This is a genomic window from Acidovorax sp. GW821-FHT10A04 (genome assembly GCF_059415825.1).
In genome coordinates, this window is sequence record NZ_JBWKNZ010000018.1 from 1 (window position 1) to 24,883 (window position 24,883).

Genomic DNA, 24,883 nt, shown 5'->3' on the forward strand with positions numbered 1-24,883 from the left:
CTAGTGGAAAATGAGGCTCAGTGCTGCGAGATGGGGCTGGCCCGTATGCTCGTGGGTGTTTCCACACAGCCTCGGCCCGAAGCGGACATTGGCTGCTCAATCAATCAACCCAACCGACCTTCGTACCAATCTGGCTCCACACACCACGCAGGACACTAGAGTCTTCCGATGTAATGACGATCAGCGATAACAGATGGTCTGAGTTAAAAACTGTCTTCACTCCACCTACCAGGTAGACGACCTCTACAAAGTCCTCACCCTCGACAAACGGAGGCGATGGCATCCCCTTAACGATGTGACCTTGATTCGCAACTTCGCCCACAAAATGCTCGACGCACGGGCGCCACTCAGAATTTGTGAACGAGTCTCCCCATTCGTACAAAAGCCATAGGGCATCAGGGTCGTGATGCACCGAGCCCAAGCGGTACAGCGCGTACATGTTTCCTAGCTTCAGGTGAGTTTAGAACTGTCGCCAGTGTCGCCTTCTGGCCGATAGCTGAAGTCTAGCTGCTCACGCCAATTTACTGTATCACCCAAGAAGGCGACGGCGAGGCTGACGGTACCTCAGATCAGGGGTCCGGGTGTCCGCGGCAGCAGAACTGTCTGTCCCGCTCTCGCCTTTTCCTGCGGTTCATGCCAGCTCGACACCAGTGTCCAGTAACGATCTTGTACGCAGCCTGTATTGCGCAGTCAGGAAACGTACCCCGCCTCTTTCAGGTAGTGGGCAATCAAAGCATCTATATCCTCATCGCACACTTCGTACTCCTTTCCCGGACTTAGCCATCTGCGGACAGTCATCGACGCTGCCGGGCTGATGTCCGGGTACTCAAGCGTAAGAACATTCCCAAGTTTTCTGGCATCCATCGAAGAGTCAATTTGCATCAAGGACCTAAACACCACCGATGCTCGCACTCCATTTGCACGATCTTCCATCATTGAGGCACCTTAGATTCTTCCATCGTAAGCTATCGAAAATTGGCCCAGATCATCGCAGTTGAGGCCGCACGAAAGAGGATGCGTGGCGCCTGAATGGCTGCTTCTGGCCGATAGCGGAAGTCTAGCTGGGCGCAGCAGTGCCCTGTATCACCCAAGAAGGCGACTAGACGAGCCGAACAGATGCTCATCGTCAGCGACCTGGAAATGCACACGAGAGCCGATCTCTGTGTCCAGTTCCCGCCGTTACCGCTGTCCAGGTCAATTCGCCCCCACTGTCCAGCAGCGACCGAAATACGCACCTGCCGGACTCCCATTGCGGGCCGTGCCATTGGCGCGCTCCTCCCCCACCACACCGGGCCTGGTGCCATCCATCACACGGCCTCGGCATTGGTTGGAGGGCATTCCAGGTAGCTGCCCATGCCCGCATGGGGTCAGAACGCCCTGGCCAACTCCAGGCCGCTGAACTTCTGCGACGACATCGCCTTGGCCACCGGCGCTGCACAGAGAAACATGGGGCGCACCCCCAGGATCGACTCGGACCAGACTGCGGGCGAAAAAATGGCCCGTTCATCCGGCGGCTTCTCGATGCTCTCGCACAGGGGCCCGACCGTGGTCTCCCGCCACCTTGCGCACAGAACACAGCGCTCGCCATGGGTCACCATGCCCGCCGTCGGCTCGTCCACGCTTGCACGAGCGGTTGGCAACACGACGAAGTAGCCCTGTGGCGAATCCAGAGGAAGATACGCCAGACCGGTGATGCCTGCGGCCTCGAGCCCATCGATGAATCGCTGGTTGCACAGCTTGAAGTCGTCCGAAGTGGAGACGACATTCCTGCCCGAGCTGAACTTCATCTGCGGCACCCCGGCCTGCGCCAGCGCATGGAGCTCATCGACTTTTCCACACCTCGGACAGACGAACGGCCTGTACTGCTGGCGCACCACGCGCCTGCCACGAGGGTCGTCCTCGGAGAACAGGGCGCAGCTCAACTGAGGATCTCTGGCGATGAGTTCGTAATAGACCATTTGCGATTGTCTTCACAGGGAATGGACGGGGATTGTGCGGCGACCCCATCGGATTGCTGCACCGATCAACATGGCTGCAGGCACCCGGCGGCCAGGCAGCGCAGCCCCCTGTCGGAATAGCAGCAAGCTGTGGCTTGCCTCACGTGGATGGAGGAGCCTCTTGAGCCCACTTGCTTGCCTTGAGCCGATGGCTTGCACCATCCGCGATGACGAACCGGGCCAGGCAGGATTTGCAGCGATGGATGCTGAAGGCTTCTTCCGCATGCAGACGGCCGTAGCGAAGGAAGTGCGACCTTCGGCTGTGACAGACAGGGCAGCGCTTGAACTGGAAGCCGGACCAGAAAGTGATGGCGATGGTGGCACAGTAGCCCAGCGCGAGCAGCGCGGCTGCAGCCAGTGTCCAGAGGAGCCATTGCATGGAAAGCATCGCAAACCACTGCGCACTAGGTGCGGGGCACCTGGACATCAACGGCCCCGGCCCTGGCGCGGGCGATCGCGTCTCGTCTGGCTTCGCCCAGCATGCGCCGGATCGCCTTGGCTGCTTCGGCTGCCGGCCGTGCGACCTGGCCATGGCCGTCCTCGGCCAGGCGGCTGGCCAGGGCTTCGTATGCAGGACGGGCGTGGCGCCTGAGGAACAGGGCCACGTACTCGCGGATGTAGAAATCGGTGTCCGAGGCGAGCGCTTGCAGCACAGGCAGGTTGTCAGGATTGAGCTGGGGCAGTAGCAGCTCCACCGTGGCGGCTGCGTCGGCGTACGCTTCCTGGTCCGCGCGGGGCGCCATTGCGCCCAGCAGGCGCGCCACGACTTCGGCCTGCCGCGCCGAAGGCGGAATGGTGGCCGGCACCAGGTCTTCGATGTGTGTGCCGCCTGCCAATGCCGCCCGCAGGGCCGATGCAAAGGCGGCAAGGCTCGGGTAGCGCAGTGATTGCCCGTCCACGCGATTGAACTGCAGCACCATGCCGGCCGCAGGGCCGCGCACCACATAGCAGTGCGGCATGGAGTTGTTGGCGTCTTCCAACGCGACCAGGCCCAGGGCTTCGCCCCACGCCGTGCCGCGCACGGCCCGCGAGTATTCACGGCAGGCGTCGCGGCCCAGCACCGCAATGCCCAGCGGTTGGGACTGCAGGCTGGCCGCCTGGTCCAGAAACGCCAACAGCTCCGCTGGCGCATCGGCCAGCGGGTCATCCAGGTTCGTTGGGGCCATGGGCTGCATCTCCTCCTCGTGGGCGCAATCTACCTCAGCCCGCGCGCGCCACCAAGAAGCCCCCGGGGCAGAGGCTTGCCTGTGAGCCATGGCGGCGCCGTCCTACCCAAGGTGGCGCGCCAGCACGTAGACTGCCCGAACGCCACACCACGCCCCGCCATGAACACCCCACCTCCCCGCCGAGCCCCGCAACGCGACCTGACCCAGGGCCCCATCGCCCGCACGCTGATCGCCTTTGCGCTGCCGGTGCTGGGCTCCAACGTGCTGCAGTCGCTCAACGGCTCGGTCAACGCGATCTGGATCGGCAACCTCCTGGGGGAGGAGGCGCTCACGGCCACCTCCAACGCCAACCTGGTGCTCTTTTTGCTGCTGGGTGCGGTGTTCGGCGTGTCCATGGCGGCCACCATCCTGATCGGGCAGGCCTATGGCGCGCGCGACATCGAGCGCGCCAAGTGCGTGGTGGGCACGGGCGCCACGTTCTTCCTGGCCGTATCGGCGCTGATCGCGGCGGCGGGTTGGGTCTGGACGCCCGAGATCCTGGGCCTGCTCAAGACGCCCGAAGCCGCCCTGCCCTCGGCCGTGGCCTACCTGCGCGTGATCTTCGTGGCGGTGCCGATCATGAACTCGTTTGCCTTCGCGATGGCCGTGCTGCGCGGCTCGGGCGACTCGCGCACGCCGTTCTGGTTCATGGCCCTGTCGGTGGCGATCGACGTGGCGCTCAACCCGCTGCTGATCCGCGGCGCGGGGCCGCTGCCGGCCATGGGCATCGCGGGCTCGGCCCTGGCCACGCTGCTGGCGCAGGGCATCAGCTTTGCCGGCCTGCTGGTGCTGCTGGCGCGGCGCCAGCACCCGCTGCTGCCGGGCCGGCACGAGCTTGCGCACTTTCGGCCCCGGCCGCAGCTGTTGCGCACCATCGTGGTCAAGGGCGTGCCCATGGGGCTGCAGATGATCGTGATCTCGTCGGCGGCCCTCGTCATGATGGGCCTGGTCAATGGCTACGGCGTGCACACTGCGGCGGCCTATGGCGTGGCTGCGCAGCTGTGGACCTATGTGCAGATGCCCGCGCTGGCCACGGGCGCCGCCGTGTCGTCCATGGCCGCGCAGAACGTGGGCGCGGGCCGCTGGGACCGGGTGGAGCAGATCGCGCGCGTGGGCGTGCTGTTCAACCTGCTGCTCACGGGTGCGCTGGTGCTGGCGCTCTACGCGGCCGACCGCGCCGCGTTGGGCCTGTTCCTGCCGGGCGACAGCGGCGCCGTGGCCGTGGCGGTGCACATCAACAATGTGGCGGCCTGGTCCTTCGTGCTGTTCGGCGTGACCATCGTGCTCTTCGGCGTGGTGCGGGCCACGGGCGCGGTGCTGCCGCCGCTCATCATCTTGTTCATCTCCATGCTGCTGGTGCGTGTGCCGTTCGCCAGCGCACTGCAGGGCACCTGGGGCGCCGAGGCGATCTGGTGGAGCTTTCCGCTGGGCTCCATCACCTCGGTTCTGCTGGCGGTGCTGTACTACCGCTACGGCGGCTGGCGCAAGGCCTCGCTGGCAGCGCGCAAGGAGCCATCGGAAGAACCCGCCACCGGCACCGCGGCCGACACCGGCGTGGCCATGCCGGCCATGGACCGTGAGGCGAACTACGACGGGCCGGCCGCTGTGGTCACCAAACCCTAGAGCTCAGAGCCCGCCCAGGCAGGCCTTCAGCGCCTGCGCATGCGCCGCCCTGCCCTCGGCGGGCGTCCTGTCCACCACCGGCAGGCCGGGGCGGTCGCGTTCACCCGTGACCAGCACCGCAGACACCCCGCGGAACACCCAGCGCCGGTCCTGCCAGGCAAAGTCCAACGTCTCGACGATGCGCGTGCCGAACTTGGCCTCCTCGGCCTGCGCCTGCGCATCCGCGGGTGGATCCTTGAGCACCAGGGCGTAGCGCAGCATCACCCGGCCCAGGAGGGGCCGCACCGGGTGCGAGGTCATCACCAGGTCGTGCGACATGCCCGCCAGCGCGTAGGTGGCGGGCGCGTCGTCGCCCTTGAGCAGCATCACCCGCTGCAGCGGCCGCAAGGGCTGTGTGTAGATGAACCGGCAGCGCGCCACGATGCGCTCGAACCCGGCGCTCACCACGGGGTCGATCCAGGGCCGGACCGGCTCGGCCGGCACGCCCCCATCGGCAGCGTGCGCGCCGCCGGTCACCATGGCCAGAAGCAGTGCCGCCGCATGGCGCACCACATCACCCCTCAATGCCGACAAAGCCGGCATCCGGGTAGCGCGCGCCAGCCACCTTGGAGGGGTCGAACAAGCGGTCCAGCTCGGCCACCTCGGCGGGGCTCAGTGCCACCTCGGCCGCATGGGCGTTGCTTTCCAGGTACGCAATGCGCCGCGTGCCCGGGATCGGCAGCACATGCGGGTGGCTGACCAGCAGCCACGCCAGCGCAATCTGCGAACTGGCCAGCCCACGCGCCCGTGCAAACGCATCGAGCGCCTGCACCAGCTGCCGGTTGGCGGCCGCGGCATCGCCCACGAAGCGCGGGTTGTTCTTGCGAAAATCGTTGTCCGCCAGCGCCTTCACGTCCACGGTGCCGGTGAGGAAGGCGCGGCCCAAAGGGCTATAGGCGACAAAGGCCGTGCCCAGCTCGGCGCACAGCGCCAGCATGCCGTCCTCGGGCCCGCGGCTCCACAGCGAATACTCGCTCTGCAGCGCTGCAATCGGGTGCACCGCATGGGCGCGGCGCAGGCTGTCGGCAGACACTTCCGACAGGCCGATGGCCCCGACCTTGCCGGCCGCCACCAGATCGGCCATGGCGCCCACCACCTCCTCGATGGGCACATCGGGGTTGCGCCGGTGGCAGTAGTACAGGTCGATGCGCTCCACGCCCAGGCGCTTGAGCGACGCCTCGCAGGCCGATCGCACATAGGCAGGCGAGTTGTCGATGCGCCGCTCGTACTGCCCGGCCTGGCGCACGATGCCGAACTTGGTGGCCACCTGCATGCGCGCGCGGGCTGCAGGGCCAGCATTCGTGATGAAGCGGCCCAGCAGCGATTCGTTGTGGCCCAGGCCATAGGTGTCGGCGGTATCGAAGTGGGTCACACCCAGCTCCAGCGCACGCGCCAGGGTGCGCAGCGAGCTCTCGTCGTCGCTCGCGCCGTAGAACTCGCTCATGCCCATGCAGCCCAGGCCGATGGCGGAGGTCAGGGGCCCATGGGCTCCCAGGTGGCGTTGTTGCATGGCAGGGGTCCTGTCGTCGGTGGGGGGTGCGGCCGCGCTCTGGCAAAGTCTGCCCGCGGCGCCCGCATGGTAACGGCAGGCGGGCTTTTCTGCAGGCCCTCTTTGCAAGCGCCTGCAACGCAGCGGCCAGGCCCTGCCCGGCACCCCCTACAGCGCCTGCTGCGCCTCACGCACCGAGTCGCGCAGCATCTGGCCGGAGGCCAGCGAGCCCAGGCAGCTGAATCCGCCGTCGATCGGGATGATCACCCCATTGATGTACTGGGCCGACGGGCTGGCCAGGAACAGCGCCAGGTCGGCGATCTCCTGGCGGCTGGCGCCCCGGCCTGCGGGAATGCCCTCGAGCAGCCGCGCCCAGCTGGCCTGGCCATGGGGCGCGAGCTTCTCCATGCCCACCGTATCGGCCACGGGCCCGGGGGCGATGCCCACGCAGCGGATGCCTTGCTCTCCCCACTCGACCGCCAGGGAGCGCACCAGCATGTCGATGCCCGCCTTGGCGGCACACACATGGGCCTGCGCATAGGTCGGCAGGGTCGATTGCACGGCAGAGATGGCCAGCACCAGCGCGCTGGGCTTGCGCAGGAAGTCGTGGGCCGCGCGCACCGTGTTGAAGGTGCCCACCAGGTCGGTGTCCACCACGGCGCGAAAGCCGTTGGCGCTCATGCCCGTGGCCGTGGCCACAAAGTTGCCTGCCGCGCCCGCCACCACGATGTCGAGCGGCCCGGCCCATGCGTGGGCCTGCTCGGCCACCGCACGCAAGGCATCGTAGTGGCGCACGTCGGCCGCCAGCCCGATGGCGCGGCCCCCTGCGGCCTCGATCTCGCGCGCGGCCCGGGCGGCCTTGTCGCCATCCCGGCCCACGATGGCCACGGCCGCGCCAGCGGCGGCATAGGTCGCGGCAATCTGCCGGTTGATGCCGCTGCCGCCCCCGGTGATCAGCGCGGTCTTGCCGCGCAGCAGGTGGGGCTGGAAAGTGGTGTTGTCGTGCATGGAAAAATCCTCTTGCGTCATTCAGGTTCTGCAGTGGGGTGCTTCAGCAGCAGGGCTGGTGGATCGGTCTGCGGATCGGTCTGCCATGGCGCCGCCCGCAGCCGTGCGCGCAGCACCTTGCCCACGGGCGACTTGGGCAGCGCCGGCACGAAGCGGATGCGCTTGGGCACCTTGTAGGCCGTGAGCCGTGCACGGCAGTGGGCGATGAGCTCGTCGGCGCCGGGCGCCGGGTTGCGCGCGACGACAAAGGCCTGCAAGGCTTCGCCCGTGGCCTCGTCCGGCACGCCGATCACCGCGACCTCGGCCACCGCGGGGTGCTCGGCCATGGCGTCCTCCACCTCGTTGGGGTAGACGTTGAACCCCGAGACCAGCACCATGTCCTTCTTGCGGTCGACGATGTGGATGTACCCGTCCTCCCCGATCACCGCGATGTCGCCGGTGCGCAGCCAGCCACCGGGGTCCAGCGCGCCCTGGGTCTCGGCGGGCGCATCGAGGTAGCCCTGCATCACGTGCGGGCCCCTCACCAGCAGCTCGCCGGGCTGGCCGGCCGGCAGCGCGCGGCCATCGGCATCCACGGCCATGACCTCGCTGCCCGGCAGCGCCAGCCCCACCGATCCCGCGCGGTAGGGCTCGGCCGGCGGGTTCATCGCCACGATGCAACTGGTCTCGGTGAGGCCATAGCCCTCCAGCACCGGGCAGACGCTGGCGCGCCAGGCCTCGCCCGTGGCCGGCCGCAGGGCCATGCCGCCCGACATGGCGTAGCGCAGCGTGTGACGGTGCGCGCGGAACCAGGGCTCGGCCAGCAGGCCGGCGTACAGCGTGTCGACGCCCGACATCCAGGTGATGGGAAAGCCCTCGAACGCCGGCCGCAGGTTCGCCAGCGGCCGCGGGCTGGCCACCAGCACGGCGTGCGCACCCGCGCGGTAGAAGCTCAGGAAGTTCATCACGAAGGCGAAGATGTGGTACATCGGCAGCACCGTGAGCACCGTGTCCGACGGGCGCAGCCCGATGCCCTGCGACTCCATGAAATCCCCGGTCATGCGCAGCACGGCCAGCAGGTTGGCATGGGTGAGCGCCGCCCCCTTGCTGCGCCCGGTGGTGCCGCCGGTGTACTGGTACAGCGCCACGCGGCTGCGCCGCCCGGTGCGCAGGCCGGCCGCGCGCCCCTGCTCCAGCGCAGCCACGAAGGAGCCGGGTGTCGGCGCCGCCGACGCCGCCGCGGGCGCGGCCACGAAGAAGTCGTGCGCACCCGCCACCAGCAGCTGCACGCCCAGCGCCTGGGCCACGGCAGTAGCACCGGCCAGGGCCGGCTCGCCGGCCACCAGCACCTTCGCCCGGCAGTTCTCCAGCTGGGCCTGCAGCTCGCGCGCGGTGTACAGCGGGTTGACATTGCTCACCACCATCGCGGCCTTCCAGGCCCCGAGCACGGCTACCGGGTAGTGCAGCAGGTTGGGCAGCTGGATCGCCACCACATCCCCCGCGCGCAGCAGCGGGTTGCCCAGCAGCCAGGAGGCAAACGCGTCCGACAGCGCCTGCACCTGCGCATAGGTCAGCCGGGCGCAGGCCCCGTCCGCCCGCAGTGCCGAAAACGCGGTCGCGCCGGCATGCGCCAGGCCCGCAGGTGCCAGGGCCTGGTCCACCGAGTCCGCTGCACTACCGCTGCTCCATTGTTCTGCCATGGTGTCTCCGTCGTGTAAATCGTGGATGCCGTGCATGCCCTAGACCTCCAGCCATTCCCTGCGCACCAGGGCGTTGGCCTGCAGTTCGGCGGGCGTGCCCTGGTAGACGATGGCGCCGTGCCCCATCACGCAGACGCGCGTGGCGATGCGCAGCGCAATGGCCAGCTTCTGCTCCACCAGCAGCACGGCCAGGCCGCGCTCCTGCAGGCGCCGCAGGTAGCCGGCCACCTGCTCGACCACCTGGGGCGCCAGCCCCTCGGTGGGCTCGTCGATCATGATCAGCGCCGGGTCGCCCATCAGCGTGCGGCACAGGGTCAGCATCTGCTGCTCGCCGCCGGAGAGCACGCCGGCCGGCGTGGCCCGGCGCTCGTGCAGGCGGGGGAACATGCCGTACATGTCCTCCAGCGACCAGCGCTCCGATGGCCGGCCGCGCTTGCAGCCCAGCAGCAGGTTCTCCTGCACGCTGAGGCTGGCAGAGACGTCGCGCGTCTCGGGCACGTAGCCGATGCCCAGGTGCGCGATGCGGTGCGGTGCCAGGCCCCGCACCTCGGCTCCGCGAAAGCGCACCGACCCCGTGGCCCGCACCTGGCCCATGACGGCCTTGACCAGGGTGGAGCGCCCCACCCCATTGCGCCCGAGCAGGCCGACGATCTCGCCCGGCGCCACGCACAGGTCCACGCCGTGCAGCACATGGCTCTTGCCGTAGTAGGCGTGCAGCGATTCGATCTCAAGCAGCGGCATTCAGGCCTCCGTCGCGATGGTGGTTGCCGCGGCGCCCGCGGCAGCGGTGGCAGGCGTGCCCAGGTAGGCCTCCTGCACGCGGGGGTTGTCGCGGATCTCAGCCGGGCTGCCACAGGCGATCACCTCGCCATACACCAGCACGGCAATGCGGTCGGCCAGGCCGTAGACCACGGCCATGTCGTGCTCCACCATCAGCAGGGTGCGCCCACGCGTGACCTCGCGGATCAGCTCCACCGCGGCTTCGGACTCCCAGCGGCTCATGCCGGCCGTGGGCTCGTCCAGCAGGATCACCTGGGCGCCCCCGGCCACGGTGAGCCCGATCTCCAGCGCGCGCTGCCCGGCATAGGTCAGCTCGCCTGCCAGGGTGTGGCGCTGCGGCGCCATGCGTGTCAGCTCCAGCATCGCCTCGACGCGCTCGTGCACCTCGCGCAAGCGGTGGATGCTGCGCCAGAACGCATAGCCCTGGCCGCTGGACCACAGCACCGCGCAGCGCAGGTTCTCGTACACCGTCATGCGGTGGAACAGGTTCGACACCTGGAAGCTGCGGGCCAGCCCGCGGCGGTGGATCTCGAAGGGCGGCAGCTGCTGGATGGGCCGGCCATGCAGCAGGACTTGGCCCGACGAGGCGGCGAGCCGGCCGCTCACCAGGTTGAACAGGGTCGACTTGCCCGCACCGTTGGGGCCGATGATGGCAAAGCGCTCCCCTTCGTTCACCGCCAGCGACGCGCCGCGGATGATCTCGGTCTTGCCGAAGGCCTTGCGCAGGTCCCTGAGCTCCAGCACGCATTGGCTGTTGCTGTGGTTCGTGCTCATGCGCCCTCCCCGCTTGCGCGCGCCGCGCCGGCCGCCTCGCACGCCAGGGTTTCGCGCAGCGCCGCATGGGCACGCGCCACCGCGAGCAGGCCCAGGGCCAGCGCGGTGCCGATGGCGATCCAGCCGGCCGGCCCCTGCAGCGCCGCCAGGCCCCTGGGCAGCGCGCCCATCGGGCCCAGCGAGGCCTGGTACACCGTCTCCACCAGCGCCACGAAGGCCGTGGCCAGCCAGGCCAGTGCCGCCAGCAACAAGGCAAAGGCCGGCCCGGTGCGCCGCCAGCTGCCCCCCGCCAGATGCCGGCCCATGCCGGCCAGCAGCTCGGCCGCGCCCCCCGGCACGAACATCACCGTGAGGATGAAGAACACCCCCAGGTAGAGCTGCCAGGCCTGCGTGACCTCGGACAGCAGCACCGTGGCGGCCACGCCGATGACGGCGCCCAGCACCGGACCGAAGAAATAGCCCACCCCGCCGATGAAGGTGAACAGCAGGATCGCCCCCGAGCGTGCGGCGCCCACGTTCTCGGCCGTGACGATCTCGAAGTTGATGGCCGACAGCGCCCCCGAAACGCCTGCGAACAGGCTGGAGACCACCAGCGTGAGGTAGCGCGCCCAGCGCGGGTCGTAGCCGATGAAGGCCACGCGCTCGGGGTTGTCGCGCACCGCATTGATGATCTTGCCCAGCGGCGACTGGGTGAAGCCGTACATCGCGGCCGCGCACACGAACAGCCAGGCCCCCGCCAGGCCATACACCTGCAGCTGTGGCGCGAAATTGAGCCCCAGCGGCGCCGCGCCGTACACGCGGTTGGTGGAAACGCCGCCTTCGCCCCCGAAAAAGCCCGGGAACATCAGCGCGCAGGCGAACACCAGCTCCACGATGCCCAGCGTGATCATCGAGAAGGTGGTGCCCGCCTTCTTGGTCGACAGGTAGCCGAACAGCAGGCCGAACACCATGCCCGCCACGCCGCCGACCAGTGGCACGGCCACCACCGGCAGCGGGATGGTGCCAGCCGCGCCCAGGTTCATCGCATGCGCGGCGACATACGCGCCCAGGCCCGCATACACCGCATGGCCGAAGGAGAGCATGCCCCCCTGCCCCAGCAGCATGTTGTACGACAGGCCGAACAGCGCCACGGTGGCCATCTGCGTGAGCAGCGACAAGGCCACCGGGCCGCGCAGCAGCAGCGGCGCGCAGACCAGGGCGGCGGCAAACAGCAGCCAGGGCAGCGGCAGGCGCCATGGCAGCCTGGGGGGTGCACGCAGGGCGCCAGCGGCCACAGGGGAGACCGGCGGTGCGGTGGGGGTGATGGGGGTCGAAAACAAGGCCATGTGGAATCTCCCGGGTCACAGTTCGCGGGTGCCCAGCAGCCCCCGGGGCCGCACGACGAGCACCAACACCAGCAGCAGGTAGGGCAGCACGGGGGCCAGGTCGGACACGGTGGTGCGCAGCACGGCATGGGCCGGGGTGGAGGCCTGCACCGTGTAGCCCACCGCGGCCAGCAGCGTGGCCGGCGAATGGTCGATGGACACGGCAAAGGTCTGCACCACCCCGATGAGCAGCGACGCCAGCAGCGCGCCCGCCAGCGAGCCCAGCCCGCCCACGACGACGATCACGAAGATGATGCTGCCCACCGTGGCCGCCATGTGGGGCTCGGTGATGAAGGCATTGCCGGCGATGGCACCGGCCAGGCCGGCGAGCGCACAGCCGCCGGCAAAGGCCGCCATGAACACGCGTGGCACGTCGTGGCCCAGCGCCTGCAGCATCTGCGGCTGGGACAGCGCCGCCTGGATGACCAGACCGAAGCGCGTCCTGCGCAGCCCCAGCACCAGCGCCAGCATCATCAGCACGGCCACCAGCATCATGAAGGCCCGGTAGGCCGGGAAGCTGGTGTTGTAGACCTTGAACAGCGCGCCCTGCAACGCATCGGGTATGGCATAGGGCACGGCCGCGCGCCCCCAGACCAGTTGCACCGCCTCGACCACCACGAAGGACAGGCCGAAGGTCAGCAGCAGCTCGGCCACATGGCCAAAGCGGTGCACCGCGCGCAGGCCGAAGCGCTCGACCAGCGCCCCGAGTGCGCCGGCCAGCAGCGGCGCCAGGCCGAGGGCGGCCCAGAACCCGGCGCGCCGGCTGATCTCGTAGGCGAAGTAGGCCCCCAGCATGTAGAAGCTGGCGTGGGCGAAGTTGAGCACGCCCATCATGCTGAAGATGAGCGTGAAGCCGGCGGACAGCATGAACAGGATCAGGCCGTAGCTCAGGCCGTTGAGCAGGGTGACGAGTGCGAACTCCAAGGGACCTCCGGGCGGGTGCGGGGTTGGGCCGGCCGCGTCAGCCGGCACGGGCCGGGCGGCGCATCTGGCAGGAGTGCGGCTGCGAGGCGACGTAGGCGTCGAGCCGGGCATCCAGGCGCCAGCCGTGGCCGGTCTTCTCCTGCTCCACCTGCACCTTCTTGCCGTCCACCCTGGACCAGGTGGAGATGTACAGCGGCTGCAGCAGCTGGTGGTCGCCCGCGCGCATCTCCACCTCGCCATTGACGGCCTTGAACTTCATGCCCTCCAGCGCGTAGGCGATGCGCAGTGGCTCCAGGCTGTCTGCGCTGCTGATCGCCCGGGCCAGCATCTGCACCATGGTGTGGATGCCGATGGCGACCAGGTCGTCGCCGTGCTGGCGGCGAAAGGCCTCGGCTAGGTCCTTGCCGGCAAAGGTCTCGTTGTTCGGTGTCCAGTAGGAGATCTGCCGGGTGCTGCCCGCGGCCGCCGAGCCCATGGCCGTGGGCACACCCGAGGAGGCCGCGTAGTAGGTGTAGAGCTGCGCCTTCAGGTCCGACTCCAGCGCCGCCTTGATCAACAGCGCCAGGTCGGTGCCCCAGTTGCCGGTGATGATGGTGTCCGCCCCCGAGGCGCGGATCTTGGCCACGTAGGGCGAGAAATCCTTCACCGTGGCAATGGGGTGCAGGTCGTCACCGACGATCTGCACATCGGGCCGCTTGCGCTTGAGCAACTCCTTGGCGGCCTTGGTGACCTGGTGGCCGTGCGAGTAGTTCTGGTTGATCAGGTAGACCTTGCGGATGCCAGCGTCCCTGGCCATGTAGGAGGTCAGCGCCTCCATCTTCATGTCCGAGTTGGCATCGAAGCGAAAGTGCCAGAAGCTGCAGCGGCTGTTGGTCAGGTCCGGGTCGATGGCCTGGTAGTTCAGGAACACCACCTCCTTGCCCGGGTTGCGCTCGTTGTGCTTGTTGACCGCTTCGATCAGCGCCGCTGCCACGCCCGAGCCATTTCCCTGCGCGATGATGCGAAAGCCCTGGTCGATGGCCAGCTTGAGCTGCACCAGCGACTCCTGGGGGCTGCCCTTGCCGTCGAAGGGCGTCACCTCGAAGCTGTGCCTGCCCGCCCAGCGCTGGGCGTTGGCCATCTCGGTGGCCATGCGCAGGGTGCTCAGCTGGTTCTGCCCCAGGGGTGCAAAGGCCCCCGAGAAGGTTTCGATCATCGCAATGCGCACCGTCTCGGCGTGGGCGGTGGCACACATCAGCAGCCCGGCCAGGGTGGCGGCGGCGGCGCGGGTGATCCAGCGGCGAAAGTTCATGGTCTTGTCTCCTGCGTTGTTCTTGGATGGACCGGGGCAGCGGGCCCCGGAGTGCGCCCGGGGGCTCAGGGCACGATGGGGTTGGCCAGAAAGCCCAGGTAGTCGGCCCGCATCAGCACGGTGTCGCCGGGCTGCAGGTGGGTCTTGTCGTTGCGCGCCTCGGTCAGCGAGCGCTCGACCACCAGGCGCGGGTTGGCCCAGCGCAGGCTGGCCAGCCACTCCACCACGCCGATGAACAGCTGGCGGCCCGAGGGCGGGCGAAAGGCCACGCCGTCCGTGGTGCCCGACAGCACCAGGGTGCGCGCCGGGATGCCCTGCTCGCCGATGGGCAGCCGGGCCTGGCCCTCGCCGTAGCGGTACAGCCGGTTGCGGCGCGAGAACGACTCCTGCACCATCTGGTCGATGTCCCAGGTGAGGTCCTTGGGCAAGGCGATCTGCCGCAGCCGGCCGTTGACGTACAGGCGCATGTCCAGCTTCTTGTAGAAGCTGCGCAGGTCGCGCGGCACCACGAACAGCGCCCCCACGGGCATGGGCGCCAGCGACTTGGCGCGCGAGAAGCCTTCGCCCGAGTGCGTGTCCGACAGGTCGATCTCGCGCAGCATCACCGCGCGGTCGGTGTAGTCCGATGCCAGCACCAGCCCATAGCTCTCCTTGCTGGCCCCCTGCGCCACCGGGCGCAGCGCGACGAAGCCCAGCTCGATCTCGTAGTCCAGCAGCGCCCCCGCCACCGGCACGGGCGCATTCCAGGGCTGGGCCGGCCGCAGCTTGGGGAAGACGAAGGGCTTCTCCAGCGTGGTCTCCTTGGCATGCTCGCGGTAGGTTCCACCCATGGCGATCTGGGCCTCGGTGCCGTCAAAGGGCAGCACCAGCTGCGCAGCGTCCAGCGACGCGGCGGGCCCCGCCTGGCTGGCGATGGCCTCGTAGCTCGACTGCGCCCACAGGGTGATGGGGTCGGGCACGCTGCCGGGCTTTTGCAGGGCGCTGATGTCCACCCCGGTGACCTGGCCGTTCTCGTAACGCTCCACCCGCACCAGGCGCAGGCCCTGCGGCGTGCGGTAGCGCGCAAAAGTCAGCGCCTCGCTGGCTGGCGCCACGGCCACGGCGCCCAGGCGCGCGCCTTCGATGCGCTCGTTCATCTCCAGGTAGCGCGAAGTCGCGGGCGGCTCCTTCTGGCTGATGGCATAAAACCATGCCAGGAAGGTCAGTACCAGCAGCCCGCCCAGGGCCGCGCCAATGATCTTGCGTACGCGCATTGCATCCACCTCGTGTTGAAACAGGGGTGGATTTCAGCAGCGTGTGCGTGAAGCAACCGTGAGCCCTGCACGCGGGCTGCCTGCAGGCCTTGCGCGGGCCCGGCGCCGGTGCGCGCTCAGCGCAGGGATGCGGGCACCGGCAGCGCCGGCACGGTGACGCGGGCCAGCGCGGACTGCGGCCCGATCTGCAGCACGAAGGCCCAGCCGAAGCGATCGCAGATGCGCTGCGCGATCAGGCAGCCCAGGCCGAAGCCCTCCTGCGGCTCGGGCGCCAGCGTGTTCTCCACGGTGATGGCGGTCGCGCTCAGCGTGACGGCGATGGGCGGCTCGCCGCCGTGCGCCACGGCGTTCTTGAGCAGGTTGCCGACGAGCACGTGCAGCACGGTCTCGGGCGCCGCCAGGTGCAGCGGGGCGAGCTCGTTCACGGCGATCCGCCCGGCCTTCTCGGGCCCGTAGAAGTGCGTGAACAGCTCCGTGACCCAGGCCTGGTCCACCACCACGGGCGCAGCAGCCGTGGCACCCGCACCCCCCGCTTCCAGCGAGAGTTTCAGGAAGGTCTCGATCAGGGCATTCATGTCGCGCAGTGCCCGCTCGCCGCGCTGCAGGGCGGTCTGCTGGCGTTCGCTCGCCCCGTCGGCCAGGCGCTCGAGCACGGCCTGCATCACCGCCGCGGGCGTGCGCAACTCGTGGCTCGCAAAGCGCGCAAAATTGCGCTCGCGCTCCAGCACGTCGGCCGTGCGCTGGAAGGCACTGTTGAGCTGGCCCACCAGCACCGCCAACTCGTGCGGCGCGCCCTCGGGCAGCGGCAGAGGCTCCAGGCTCTGCGGCGGCCGGGCATCGACCTGCATGCCGATCTGCGCGATGGGCGCCGCAATGCGCCGTGCCACGCGCGCGCACAGCCACAGCAGCAGGCCGGTGAAGGGGATGATGCCCATGGCGTACCACGAGAACACCTGCCACTCCAGCGTCTCCTGCGGCTTGACCTCGGAGTGGTTCTCCACCACGTAGAAGGGCTCGCCCGCGGCCTCCTGGTGGGCCAGCACGAAGTAGTCGCGCGCGCGCGGCCCGAGCTCGAAGATGCCGCGCTCACCCGGTGCCAGCATGGCCCGGATCTCCTGCGGCAGCAGCTCGTAGCGCGGGTAGAAGAAGGTCACGGGGTCGATCTGCACGGGCTCGGTGGCCGGCCCCTGGGCCGCCCAGTACTCGCCGATGCGCGCCAGGCGGCGCTCGGTCTGGGCCTCGCTGCCCAGCTGCAGCGTGGCGGTGACGAGCACGGCGTTGACCACGAAGCTGGCCAGCATCAGCCCGACCAGCGTGTGCCACATGCGGGTGAAGAGCGTGCGCGCCTTCAGTCGCATGCCGGCGCCTCGATGCAGTAGCCGCGCTTGCCCTGGGTCTGGATCATGCCGCCAGCGCCGGCCTTGTCCATGAGCTGGCGCAGCTGGTAGATATGCGCCCGCAGCGCGTCGGCCGAGGGGCGCTCGTCGTCGCTCCACAGGGCCTTCTCCAGCTCATGGCGCGTGACGACGCGGGGCGCGTGGCGCAGCAGCATCTCCAGCAGCCGGGTCTGCAGCGGGGTGATGGTGAACTGGCCGCCGCTGCGGGCCACCGAGACCTGGTGGCGGTTGAGGTCGAGCGTGAGCGCGGGCGAGCGCACCACGCCCGCATGGTCGGGCATGCACAGGTAGCGGCGGATGCCGGCGCGCACGCGGGCGATCAGCACCCGCATCTCGAAGGGCTTGACGATGTAGTCGTCCGATCCGCCTTCGAGCCCGCGCACCACGTCCTCGGCGCAGCCCTGCGCGGTCATCATGAGGATGGGTGCGCGAAAGCCCTCGCCACGCAGCCGCGCGCACACGTCAAAGCCGTTGATGCGCGGCAGGCCCACGTCCAGCACCACCGCGTCGTAGGGCGGCGATGCGCTGCGCGCCAGCCTGAGGGCTTCCTCGCCGTCGGCCGCATGGTCGGGCTCGAAGCCGGCATCCTCCAGCGCCTCGTACACCAGCGCCGCCAGATCACGGCTGTCCTCCACCAGCAGCACCCGTTCATTGCCCATATGTGCCCTTGCCGAATCACCCGGGTGCGCATCCCCGCATGCCTGCCGATGGTCTCCTGGCGGGATGCTCCCATCCAGCGCGCGGACCCTGCGTTGTTGTCTGCCCCCTTGCACCCGGTCGATGGCTGCAGCCATCGCAGATTACGCCACGGCGACCGTGAAGCAATCGTGAGAACCCCCACCGAGCCGATCCGCCGCGCCCTCGTGCCGTCCAGCGCCATCGGTCACCGGCTGCGCCGGACCATCGCCACGATGGTCTCGAACAGCTCGGCCTGCGCCGCCTCGGCACCGATGTCACCGCCCACGGCGGCATCCGACAGCGCATCGGCCGCGCCCAGCACGGCCCACATGCCGGCGCGCGCCAGCCCCCCGGCCCCTGCGAACGGCGACAGGATGTCCAGGCACCTGGCGATGAAGGCCTCCTGGTACTGGCGCTTGACGGCCGCCATCTCGGGCGAGCCCTGCAGCGCCGCCAGCACCTGGGGGATCTCGCGCCCCTGGGTCAGCACGCAGCGCACATAGGCCGCGGCAATCGCGCCGGCCTTGTCCTTGAGGGTGGGCCGCGCGGCGGCGATGGCGGCGTCCATCACCGCCGTCTGGCGCACATCGAAGTCCTGGTACAGCGCGGCCAGCAAGCCCTCGCGCGTGCCGAAGTGGTCGTATACCACGGGCTTGGTCACGCCGGCCTCCTCGGCCAGGCGGCCCAGGCTGAGCGCGTCGGCGCCCTCGGCACGCAGCAGCGCCCAGGCCACATCGAGCAGCTGGCGCGCGCGCTCGTGCCGCGCCATGCGGCGGCGGGGTGCGGGCTCGGGCGGTGGTGCGGCAGGCGGCGTGCGGGGCATGGGCTCCAGGGAACTTACGGAGATGGGGCGAACAGGACGCGGCCCAGCGCCTGCGCTGCCGTGAGGTGCGAGGCCGCGAACTCCTTGTCGTGCGACTGTAGCAGCAGCCTGGAGCTGGCCACGCGTGCGCCACAGTAGCCGAAGATGCCGTGGTCGATCTGGGTGGCCATCGCGCCCGCATAGCCGTGCCGCTCGTAGGTGCCGTCACCGGCCCCGCCGATGCCCAACAGGTGCACCTGCAGATGGCCGAGCTTCTTGGTGAGCTGGCCGTCCTCCCCTTCCTCATAGGCATAGCCCTGGGTCAGGACCCGGTCGCTCCAGCCCTTGAGCAGTGCCGGAAAGGACCACCAGTACACGGGGTACACCAGCACCAGCGCATCGGCTCTGTCCAGCCGCAGCTGCTCGGCCGCCACGTCGGCGGGCGCCGGGGCCTGCTTCAAGTGCAGCGCCAGGTCGGCAGCGGTGAAGCGCGGGTCGAACCCCTCGGCCGCCAGGTCGGCGATCTCCGTGGTGTGCTGCGGGCCGGGCTGGCCCGCGCTGGCAACGCCCTGCGCCACCTGGGCGGCCACGGCATGGGTCAGGGAAGCGGGATGGGGGTGCGCGACGACGATGAGTGCGTGCATGGTGAAACTCCATTGGATTGCTATATACCCATGGTAACTTACCATTGGTATATAAAGCCGTCCACGGAGTTTCGCCCCAACGCCTCCACGGGTATCGCAAGGGGCGGCAGCAGGCGATCGATCAGCCGCAGTGCTCCAGCTCCAGGATCGCAAAGCCGATGGATTCGATCTCCTGCTCGACCGCCGGGCTGGCCGATTGCATGTGGCAAAAGCTGCACTTCTCGGCCTTCAGGTCGCTGGCCGCCAAGCCTTTTGCCGCCAGGTAGCGCCGCCCGTACTGCAGCACCTGTTCATGGTCGCCGACGGTGGCAGGAACGAGGATGTCGAAATGCATGCGCAGCCCGTCGGGGCGCTGCACATAGGTGTCGTAAACGGAGATCTGCATGGTGCAAACAGGGGGTGGGTTCAGGGAACCCCAGTGTCGCCAGCCCGCCGCCGCCGGGGTGCGCCAAGCGTCCAGGACAGATGCCAAATCGTCCACGGCCTGACCCGGGGGCAAGATGTAACCGACGTGTCCGTTCGCCACAAACGCCGCCCGAACGGGCGTTTGCGCCTGCGCCGCTGCTACATTGCGCCGAGGAGCCCCCCCATCCATGCACAGCAAGCCCGCAGCCGCCACCCAGGCCATCGCCAGCCCCCACGCCCCCACGGTGGTTACCAGCTACCTGCGCCAGCCCGCCGTCCAGATCGCCTGCCTCATGGTCTTCGCCCTGGCCCACCCGGCCATCTTCGACGACCGCCAGCCCGTGCTGGCCTGGGTCTCGGCCTGGGCCATCCCCATGGCGTTCGCGCTGTCCGCCTGCGCGCTGCATGCAGCCCTGCGCCAGCGGCGCTCGCCCGCCGCCTGGCCCGGGCGCTTTGCCGCCGTGGCCTGGGTGATGATGGTGCTGTCCATGGCCGCGCCGTGGACGCAGCAGTGGGGACAGCGGCTGCAGGGGGCCTGAGCCGGCCGCCTGTTTTCGCTACAACCCGATCTTCGCCTCGTTGAAGCACTGCACCTCGCCGCGCTCGCGCTGCCGGCCCAGGGCCGTTTCCGCATCCTGGGGCAGCTCGCAGCCCGTGGCCTGCCCGAGTTTCTGGCAGTGGTCCGCCTTGCGGGCCCGGGCACCCGAGCCCACGGCCTCGAGGCAGCGCGCATAGCTGACGGTGCGGTCCACCTCGCGGGCGTGGACCTCGGCGCGCTGCTGGGCGTCCAGGGTGTCCAGGTGCGCCTGCTCGGCGGGCAGGACCACCGCGTAGCGGTAGAGCGCACTGCCCCCGGCCACCACCGCGAAGCCCAGCGCCACCACCGTGCAGACGACCATCCTCGTGTTCACGCCTATCACCCCCATGAGGGGCTCGCCCCTCTGTTGAGAAGCACTCTAGCATCGGGCCCGCGGCGGCGCCATGACCCGAAAAGGTGGCTGGCGCGGGCGGCGGGTGGATGCGGCTATCATCCTCGCACGCCGGCTTGCGCGGCGCAGGCGGCGCCCGCAGCCCGCCTGCCCGACGACCAGCCCGTGTCATGGCCCCACATGAACATGGCAGACATGCTTCCATTCCTCAAGAAAAATCCCGCCCCCCTGCCCCGCGCCGAATCGGCCCTGCCGGTGATCGCACCGATTGGCGCCGATGTGGACACCCGGCCCTTTCGCGTCACCGACCCGCACTACATCGCCATGGCACTGCAGGCCCTGGCCGATGACGGGGACCTGGTGTGCTTGTACCCCTCTGCGGGCGAGGCCTTCCTGTCCGGCCGCATCACCGAGGTGCGGCCGCAGGCCGGCGAACTCGTGATCGAGGTCAAGGGTGCGCGCGCTCCCCAGCCGGAGCCGGGCTCCGTGCTGCTGGTCTCCATGCCCCTGGGCATTGCGCTGCAGTTCCGTGCCAGCGGCCGCTGGGCCGACGCCGCACCCGGTGCCCCGCTGCAGCTGGTGGCCGCGCTGCCGGACCAGATCGTGCACCTGCAGCGGCGCCGCTTTCCGCGCCTGGAGACCCCGCTCGGCCAGCCCTTTCGCGCCGAGTTCATGCTGTACGGCGAGAGCTTCTCCATGGGCGTGGACGACGTGTCCATCGGCGGCCTCGGCCTGCGCTCCTCGGCGCACGAAGGCCGCCTGCTCATGCCCAGCCAGCAGCTGCGGCGCGTGCGTGTGGAGCTGGGCCACGGCGCCAGCCCCCTGGTGGTCGACCTCGAAGTGCGCTCGCGCCGTGCCTTCCGCTCGTTCCTGGCGGGCGAGCAGCTGCATTTCGGCTGCAGCTTCATGGACCTCACACCCGCCGACCACGAGGCGCTGCAACTGCGCCTGGGCCGGCTCGATGCGGAGAGGACCCGGGTGGCACCGCCCAGGCTGGGCTGACAGCAGCGCTTGGCGCCCAGCGCCTGACCGTAAAGCGGCAGGCGCGGCGGCGGCCCTGGGCATGCGCAGCTTGCTTGCGGGCGGCGCCCAAAGACAAAACCCGCCAGCGCTTCGCAGCACTGGCGGGTTTGTTTTATCTGGGGTGGCTGATGGGGCTCGAACCCACGACAACAGGAATCACAATCCTGGACTCTACCAACTGAGCTACAGCCACCGTTTGAGATTCAAATTATAACCCGGGTTTTTACCCCCGGCGCCAAATTCTTCAATTTTCTGTCTGGGTGACGCTGAACTCCGAGGGACGGGCCACCTTCATCTCGACCTTGAAGCGCTCCTTGAGCATCTCGTAGTAGGCCACGCCCTCGGCCGTGCTCCACCACTGCATGAGCTGCATGCGCTCCTGCTGGGCGCGCTGCGCCTCGGGCTTGTCGCGCGGCACGATGCGGTTGACCTTGACCACGGCAAAGCCCTGGCCGGCGCCCAGGTCCACGCTGGTCCATGCGGGCAGCTTGTCGGCGTTGGCACGCAGGGCGGCGTCGATCAGGGGGCGCGGGAAGTTCATGGGCGTGTCGCGGGCGATCACGGCGGGGGCGGTCAGGCCGCTGGCAGTGTCGGGCTTGGCGGTGTACTCGGCCAGCCTGGCCTCGCCTTCCTTGCGGGCCAGCTCGGCGGCCTTCTCGGCCACGTACAGCGTGCGCACCTTGTCGCGCACCTTGTCCAGCGGCAGGGTCTCGGCCGGGGTGTACGAGGCGATGCGGCCCGATGCCATCTGGCTGGGGCCCACTTCCACGGCTTCGGTGTTGCGCTTGTTCTGCACCGAGTCGCTGGAGAACAGGGCTTCGAGGAACTTGGCGTTGGCAAACGGGCCGGTGGCGCCGGGCACGGGCGTGCGCGTCACGCCATTGGCGGTCTGCACCTTGAGCTTGAGCTTCTCGGCCACGGGGGCCAGGCTGTCGGCCTGCTCGTACACGCCGTTGGCGAACGATTCGGCGACTTCGGCGTACTTGCGCTGGGCCTGCTGGGCCTTGAGGTCCTTCTCGATGGCGGGGCGCAGTTCTTCGAACGGCGGCACGCGCGAGGGCTTGATGTCGGTGGCCTGGATGATGTGGTAGCCGAAGTCGGTTTCCACCAGGTCGCTGATCTCGCCCTTCTTGAGGCCGAACGTCGCATCCTCGAAAGGCTGGACCATGTCTTTCCTGCCGAAGAAGCCCAGGTCACCGCCTTGCGCGGCCGAGCCATCCTGCGAGTTCTTCTTGGCCACGTCGGCAAACGTGGCGGGCGCCTTGCGCACTTGGGCCAGCAGTTCGGTGGCGCGTGCCTTGGCCTTCTCGCGGTCGGCGGCAGGCATGTCCTTGCCGGCCTTGATCAGGATGTGGCTGGCGCGGCGCTCTTCCTTGGAGCCCAGGGTCGCTGCGTTTTCCTTGTAGTAGGTGCGCAGGTCGTCTTCATTGAGCGTGATGCTGTCGCGCACGGTGTCCAGGCTCAGCACCAGGTACTCGACGTTGGCCGATTCGAGCTGCTTGAACTGGGCAGGGTGGGCCTTGTAGTAGGCCTCCAGGTCGGCGTCGGTGGGCGACACCTTGGCAGCGAAGTCGGCGGTGTTGAAGCGGGCCACCTGGATCTCGCGGCGCTGGTAGAGCGCGTCGAGCGACTGGGCGATCTGCGCATCGGTCACAAAGGCCGAGCCGACCACGCCACCCAGGATCTGGTTGACCGACAGGTCGTTGCGCACGCGCGCCTCGAAGCCGGCGGGCGTGAGGCCCTGCTGGGCCACCAGGGCGCGGTAGCCTTCGGTGTCCATGGTGCCGTCGGGGCGCTTGAGCGCGGCGATCTGCGGAATCTCGGCCAGGCTGCGCGCCAGGCGGGCATCGCTGGTGATCATGTGCATCTTCTGCGCAGCGGCCGCCAGCACGCGTTCGCGCACCATGCGCTCGAGCGTGGCGTAGCGGGCGCCGGCCGAATCGAGCATCTTCGGGTCCATGGTGGGCTGCTGCGCGCGGATGCGGTCGCTCTCGACGCGGTGCGCATTGTCCCATTCGGTCTGCGTGATCTTGTTGCCATCCACACGGGCAACCACGGCACTCTTCTCGGAGAAGTAGTTGCTGTCGATGCCTACCAGCACAAACGAGGGAATGACCAGCAAGAACAACAAGAGCATCATGATCTTGGAGTGCTTGCGGATGGATTCAAACATGATCGAACTTTCAATGACAAAAAACAAAAAGGCGAACTTGCGTTCGCCTTCGTGTTCGGTGGTGGTGGGTCCTGACGGTCTCGAACCGCCGACCTACTCCGTGTAAAGGAGCCGCTCTACCAACTGAGCTAAGGACCCCGCCTCAACAACAAACGTGTCTTCAGTTCAAGGCGTCTTTCAGAGCCTTGCCTGGACGAAACTTCGGCACTTTAGCAGCTTTGATCTTGATCGTATCGCCCGTACGGGGATTACGGCCGGTGCGGGCAGCGCGCTTGCCCACGGCAAAGGTGCCAAAACCGACGAGCGAAACGGTACCACCCTTTTTCAGGGTCTTCTTGACGGCCTCGATCGTGGATTCCAGGGCACGCGCTGCAGCGGCCTTGGAGATGTCGGCGTTGTTAGCGATGTGCTCGATCAGTTCGGTTTTGTTCACAAGAAGCCTCTCGGGAAAAGCGTTGATGAATGAAGTGTGTCTTGGGTATCTGGTCTTCACACGTCAGAAGGCACAACCGGTGAGGGCTGGGTGTCTGCAGACGGGGGAATGACTGGCGTACACAGCAGGGGCTGCTGCATCAGATTAAAGCCATCGACTTTCAAGGTGTCAATACAACACGCTGCATTGCCACAGCGATGGATTGAATTCTAGTCGTATTTCACACCCTGTCTGGGCTTGCGGCGCGCTTTTGTCTCAAACGCGCCGTATGCGCGCGATTCCCGATTGACAGCCGCGGCCCCTGTCAGCAAGGCCTCGGCGCGCGCCCCAGAACGGGGCATGCGCCCCTGCAGAGCCATGCCGGTTTGCGATTTCGGATAGACGAAAAAATCACTTCACACGGGCACGGATTTCGGGCAACGCCTTTTGCAGGTAGTAGACCATGGACCACACCGTGAGCACGGCCGAGGCCCAGATCAGCCAGGTGCCCCATACGCCCGTGTCGATCACCCCGAGGATGCGCCCGTCGTACAGCAGGAAGGGGATGGCGACCATCTGCACCGTGGTCTTGACCTTGCCGATCATGTGCACGGCCACGCTCTTGCTGGCGCCGATCTGCGCCATCCATTCGCGCAGGGCCGAGATCGCGATCTCGCGCCCGATGATGATCAGCGCCACGAACACGTCGGCGCGCTGCAGGTGCACCAGCACCAGCAGCGATGCGCACACCAGGAACTTGTCGGCCACCGGGTCCAGGAAGGCGCCGAAGGACGAGGTCTGGTTGAGCTTGCGCGCCAGGTAGCCGTCGAGCCAGTCGGTGGCGGCGAACACTACGAACATCACCGTGGCGATCAGGTTGCGCGTGGCCGGCTCCACCGGCGCATAGAACACCCCCACGATCAAAGGTATCGCGACAATGCGCGTCCACGTCATCAAGGTGGGGATGGTCCAGAACATGCGCCGATTGTGCACC

The 24,883-nt window shown here is 68.4% G+C and carries 25 protein-coding genes and 2 tRNA genes; 3 read left to right on the forward strand and 24 right to left on the reverse strand.

The genetic code is table 11. The annotated features are described in order from the left end of the window. Nucleotides 1–1,367: 1,367 nt before the first annotated feature. The 3 genes from AC07PF_RS28275 to AC07PF_RS28285 form a co-directional block, all read right to left on the reverse strand. Entirely contained in the window at nucleotides 1,368–1,958 is a 591-nt protein-coding gene (locus tag AC07PF_RS28275; RefSeq protein ID WP_494614107.1) for a hypothetical protein, read from the reverse strand. Nucleotides 1,959–2,097: 139 nt separating this feature from the next. Beyond that, nucleotides 2,098–2,376 (reverse strand): hypothetical protein, encoded by a 279-nt coding sequence (locus tag AC07PF_RS28280; RefSeq protein ID WP_494614108.1) that lies wholly within the window; start codon nucleotides 2,374–2,376, stop codon nucleotides 2,098–2,100. A gap of 25 nt (nucleotides 2,377–2,401) precedes the next feature. After that, nucleotides 2,402–3,163, reverse strand: a complete 762-nt coding sequence (locus AC07PF_RS28285) for a hypothetical protein (RefSeq protein WP_494614109.1) — start codon at nucleotides 3,161–3,163, stop codon at nucleotides 2,402–2,404. A gap of 159 nt (nucleotides 3,164–3,322) precedes the next feature. Here AC07PF_RS28285 and AC07PF_RS28290 point away from each other — a divergent pair, with 159 nt between their 5' ends. Next, on the forward strand, nucleotides 3,323–4,825 hold the full coding sequence (locus AC07PF_RS28290) for an MATE family efflux transporter (RefSeq protein WP_494614110.1): 1,503 nt from the start codon (nucleotides 3,323–3,325) through the stop codon (nucleotides 4,823–4,825). A 3-nt stretch (nucleotides 4,826–4,828) separates the two neighbouring features. Here the strand turns inward: AC07PF_RS28290 and AC07PF_RS28295 are convergent, their stop codons facing one another. The 15 genes from AC07PF_RS28295 to AC07PF_RS28365 form a co-directional block, all read right to left on the reverse strand. Beyond that, nucleotides 4,829–5,398: a hypothetical protein gene (locus AC07PF_RS28295; RefSeq protein ID WP_494614111.1), complete on the reverse strand. Its 570-nt coding sequence runs from the start codon at nucleotides 5,396–5,398 to the stop codon at nucleotides 4,829–4,831. Then, nucleotides 5,379–6,374: an aldo/keto reductase gene (locus AC07PF_RS28300; protein WP_494614112.1), complete on the reverse strand. Its 996-nt coding sequence runs from the start codon at nucleotides 6,372–6,374 to the stop codon at nucleotides 5,379–5,381. The genes AC07PF_RS28295 and AC07PF_RS28300 overlap by 20 nt, the downstream gene beginning before the upstream one ends. A gap of 147 nt (nucleotides 6,375–6,521) precedes the next feature. Beyond that, entirely contained in the window at nucleotides 6,522–7,361 is an 840-nt protein-coding gene (locus AC07PF_RS28305; protein WP_494614113.1) for an SDR family oxidoreductase, read from the reverse strand. 17 nt (nucleotides 7,362–7,378) lie between these two features. Further along, complete coding sequence (locus AC07PF_RS28310) at nucleotides 7,379–9,040, reverse strand: AMP-binding protein (protein WP_494614114.1); 1,662 nt, start codon at nucleotides 9,038–9,040, stop codon at nucleotides 7,379–7,381. A gap of 39 nt (nucleotides 9,041–9,079) precedes the next feature. Further along, nucleotides 9,080–9,781: an ABC transporter ATP-binding protein gene (locus tag AC07PF_RS28315; RefSeq protein ID WP_494614115.1), complete on the reverse strand. Its 702-nt coding sequence runs from the start codon at nucleotides 9,779–9,781 to the stop codon at nucleotides 9,080–9,082. Further along, nucleotides 9,782–10,594 carry an ABC transporter ATP-binding protein gene (locus tag AC07PF_RS28320; protein WP_494614116.1) on the reverse strand — a complete coding sequence of 271 codons (813 nt, stop codon included), beginning with the start codon at nucleotides 10,592–10,594 and terminating at the stop codon, nucleotides 9,782–9,784. Then, nucleotides 10,591–11,919, reverse strand: a complete 1,329-nt coding sequence (locus AC07PF_RS28325) for a branched-chain amino acid ABC transporter permease (protein WP_494614117.1) — start codon at nucleotides 11,917–11,919, stop codon at nucleotides 10,591–10,593. The genes AC07PF_RS28320 and AC07PF_RS28325 overlap by 4 nt, the downstream gene beginning before the upstream one ends. A gap of 15 nt (nucleotides 11,920–11,934) precedes the next feature. After that, a complete protein-coding gene (locus AC07PF_RS28330; protein WP_238541935.1) occupies nucleotides 11,935–12,825 on the reverse strand; it encodes a branched-chain amino acid ABC transporter permease in 891 nt (296 codons plus the stop codon). A gap of 94 nt (nucleotides 12,826–12,919) precedes the next feature. Beyond that, nucleotides 12,920–14,173, reverse strand: a complete 1,254-nt coding sequence (locus AC07PF_RS28335) for a branched-chain amino acid ABC transporter substrate-binding protein (protein WP_494614118.1) — start codon at nucleotides 14,171–14,173, stop codon at nucleotides 12,920–12,922. Between the two features lie 65 nt (nucleotides 14,174–14,238). After that, a complete protein-coding gene (locus AC07PF_RS28340) occupies nucleotides 14,239–15,426 on the reverse strand; it encodes a fumarylacetoacetate hydrolase family protein (RefSeq protein ID WP_494614119.1) in 1,188 nt (395 codons plus the stop codon). A gap of 116 nt (nucleotides 15,427–15,542) precedes the next feature. Further along, entirely contained in the window at nucleotides 15,543–16,784 is a 1,242-nt protein-coding gene (locus AC07PF_RS28345; RefSeq protein WP_494614120.1) for a sensor histidine kinase, read from the reverse strand. After that, on the reverse strand, nucleotides 16,775–17,482 hold the full coding sequence (locus AC07PF_RS28350; protein ID WP_007861198.1) for a response regulator transcription factor: 708 nt from the start codon (nucleotides 17,480–17,482) through the stop codon (nucleotides 16,775–16,777). Before AC07PF_RS28350 ends, AC07PF_RS28345 begins: the two co-directional genes overlap by 10 nt. Before the next feature lie 224 nt (nucleotides 17,483–17,706). Continuing rightward, entirely contained in the window at nucleotides 17,707–18,324 is a 618-nt protein-coding gene (locus AC07PF_RS28355) for a TetR/AcrR family transcriptional regulator (protein WP_494614121.1), read from the reverse strand. A 14-nt stretch (nucleotides 18,325–18,338) separates the two neighbouring features. Further along, nucleotides 18,339–18,947, reverse strand: a complete 609-nt coding sequence (locus tag AC07PF_RS28360; RefSeq protein WP_494614122.1) for an NAD(P)H-dependent oxidoreductase — start codon at nucleotides 18,945–18,947, stop codon at nucleotides 18,339–18,341. 121 nt (nucleotides 18,948–19,068) lie between these two features. Further along, nucleotides 19,069–19,332: a DUF2024 family protein gene (locus AC07PF_RS28365; protein WP_145698808.1), complete on the reverse strand. Its 264-nt coding sequence runs from the start codon at nucleotides 19,330–19,332 to the stop codon at nucleotides 19,069–19,071. Between the two features lie 208 nt (nucleotides 19,333–19,540). Between AC07PF_RS28365 and AC07PF_RS28370 the strand changes: the two genes are divergently transcribed. Continuing rightward, nucleotides 19,541–19,891, forward strand: coding sequence for a hypothetical protein (locus tag AC07PF_RS28370; RefSeq protein ID WP_494614123.1), 351 nt, complete (start codon nucleotides 19,541–19,543; stop codon nucleotides 19,889–19,891). A gap of 18 nt (nucleotides 19,892–19,909) precedes the next feature. Here the strand turns inward: AC07PF_RS28370 and AC07PF_RS28375 are convergent, their stop codons facing one another. After that, the gene (locus AC07PF_RS28375; protein WP_494614124.1) at nucleotides 19,910–20,263 is read right to left on the reverse strand and encodes a hypothetical protein; all 354 of its coding nucleotides are present in this window, start codon (nucleotides 20,261–20,263) and stop codon (nucleotides 19,910–19,912) included. Nucleotides 20,264–20,476: 213 nt separating this feature from the next. Between AC07PF_RS28375 and AC07PF_RS28380 the strand changes: the two genes are divergently transcribed. Beyond that, nucleotides 20,477–21,283: a flagellar brake protein gene (locus AC07PF_RS28380; protein ID WP_494614125.1), complete on the forward strand. Its 807-nt coding sequence runs from the start codon at nucleotides 20,477–20,479 to the stop codon at nucleotides 21,281–21,283. 138 nt (nucleotides 21,284–21,421) lie between these two features. Here AC07PF_RS28380 and AC07PF_RS28385 read toward each other — a convergent pair. The 5 genes from AC07PF_RS28385 to pgsA form a co-directional block, all read right to left on the reverse strand. Beyond that, nucleotides 21,422–21,497: transfer RNA gene (locus AC07PF_RS28385), tRNA-His, on the reverse strand. A 51-nt stretch (nucleotides 21,498–21,548) separates the two neighbouring features. After that, nucleotides 21,549–23,477 carry a SurA N-terminal domain-containing protein gene (locus AC07PF_RS28390; protein WP_494614126.1) on the reverse strand — a complete coding sequence of 643 codons (1,929 nt, stop codon included), beginning with the start codon at nucleotides 23,475–23,477 and terminating at the stop codon, nucleotides 21,549–21,551. Between the two features lie 62 nt (nucleotides 23,478–23,539). Continuing rightward, nucleotides 23,540–23,615: transfer RNA gene (locus AC07PF_RS28395), tRNA-Val, on the reverse strand. A gap of 22 nt (nucleotides 23,616–23,637) precedes the next feature. Continuing rightward, on the reverse strand, nucleotides 23,638–23,910 hold the full coding sequence (locus AC07PF_RS28400) for an HU family DNA-binding protein (RefSeq protein ID WP_007858657.1): 273 nt from the start codon (nucleotides 23,908–23,910) through the stop codon (nucleotides 23,638–23,640). A gap of 390 nt (nucleotides 23,911–24,300) precedes the next feature. Further along, nucleotides 24,301–24,867 carry a CDP-diacylglycerol--glycerol-3-phosphate 3-phosphatidyltransferase gene (gene pgsA, locus AC07PF_RS28405; protein ID WP_007858658.1) on the reverse strand — a complete coding sequence of 189 codons (567 nt, stop codon included), beginning with the start codon at nucleotides 24,865–24,867 and terminating at the stop codon, nucleotides 24,301–24,303. Nucleotides 24,868–24,883 lie beyond the last annotated feature (16 nt).

Bases quoted from the DNA above. Each gene is read 5' to 3' on its own strand.
- AC07PF_RS28285 (WP_494614109.1), bottom strand. From the start codon at position 3,163: ATGGCCCCAACGAACCTGGATGACCCGCTGGCCGATGCGCCAGCGGAG.
- AC07PF_RS28350 (WP_007861198.1), bottom strand. From the start codon at position 17,482: ATGGGCAATGAACGGGTGCTGCTGGTGGAGGACAGCCGTGATCTGGCG.
- AC07PF_RS28315 (WP_494614115.1), bottom strand. From the start codon at position 9,781: ATGCCGCTGCTTGAGATCGAATCGCTGCACGCCTACTACGGCAAGAGC.
- AC07PF_RS28335 (WP_494614118.1), bottom strand. From the start codon at position 14,173: ATGAACTTTCGCCGCTGGATCACCCGCGCCGCCGCCGCCACCCTGGCC.
- AC07PF_RS28355 (WP_494614121.1), bottom strand. From the start codon at position 18,324: ATGCCCCGCACGCCGCCTGCCGCACCACCGCCCGAGCCCGCACCCCGC.
- AC07PF_RS28310 (WP_494614114.1), bottom strand. From the start codon at position 9,040: ATGGCAGAACAATGGAGCAGCGGTAGTGCAGCGGACTCGGTGGACCAG.
- AC07PF_RS28325 (WP_494614117.1), bottom strand. From the start codon at position 11,919: ATGGCCTTGTTTTCGACCCCCATCACCCCCACCGCACCGCCGGTCTCC.
- AC07PF_RS28345 (WP_494614120.1), bottom strand. From the start codon at position 16,784: ATGCGACTGAAGGCGCGCACGCTCTTCACCCGCATGTGGCACACGCTG.
- AC07PF_RS28360 (WP_494614122.1), bottom strand. From the start codon at position 18,947: ATGCACGCACTCATCGTCGTCGCGCACCCCCATCCCGCTTCCCTGACC.
- AC07PF_RS28340 (WP_494614119.1), bottom strand. From the start codon at position 15,426: ATGCGCGTACGCAAGATCATTGGCGCGGCCCTGGGCGGGCTGCTGGTA.
- AC07PF_RS28380 (WP_494614125.1), top strand. From the start codon at position 20,477: ATGCTTCCATTCCTCAAGAAAAATCCCGCCCCCCTGCCCCGCGCCGAA.
- AC07PF_RS28275 (WP_494614107.1), bottom strand. From the start codon at position 1,958: ATGGTCTATTACGAACTCATCGCCAGAGATCCTCAGTTGAGCTGCGCC.
- AC07PF_RS28320 (WP_494614116.1), bottom strand. From the start codon at position 10,594: ATGAGCACGAACCACAGCAACAGCCAATGCGTGCTGGAGCTCAGGGAC.
- AC07PF_RS28300 (WP_494614112.1), bottom strand. From the start codon at position 6,374: ATGCAACAACGCCACCTGGGAGCCCATGGGCCCCTGACCTCCGCCATC.
- pgsA (WP_007858658.1), bottom strand. From the start codon at position 24,867: ATGTTCTGGACCATCCCCACCTTGATGACGTGGACGCGCATTGTCGCG.
- AC07PF_RS28390 (WP_494614126.1), bottom strand. From the start codon at position 23,477: ATGTTTGAATCCATCCGCAAGCACTCCAAGATCATGATGCTCTTGTTG.
- AC07PF_RS28305 (WP_494614113.1), bottom strand. From the start codon at position 7,361: ATGCACGACAACACCACTTTCCAGCCCCACCTGCTGCGCGGCAAGACC.
- AC07PF_RS28365 (WP_145698808.1), bottom strand. From the start codon at position 19,332: ATGCAGATCTCCGTTTACGACACCTATGTGCAGCGCCCCGACGGGCTG.
- AC07PF_RS28370 (WP_494614123.1), top strand. From the start codon at position 19,541: ATGCACAGCAAGCCCGCAGCCGCCACCCAGGCCATCGCCAGCCCCCAC.
- AC07PF_RS28290 (WP_494614110.1), top strand. From the start codon at position 3,323: ATGAACACCCCACCTCCCCGCCGAGCCCCGCAACGCGACCTGACCCAG.
- AC07PF_RS28280 (WP_494614108.1), bottom strand. From the start codon at position 2,376: ATGCAATGGCTCCTCTGGACACTGGCTGCAGCCGCGCTGCTCGCGCTG.
- AC07PF_RS28330 (WP_238541935.1), bottom strand. From the start codon at position 12,825: ATGCTGTCCGCCGGCTTCACGCTCATCTTCAGCATGATGGGCGTGCTC.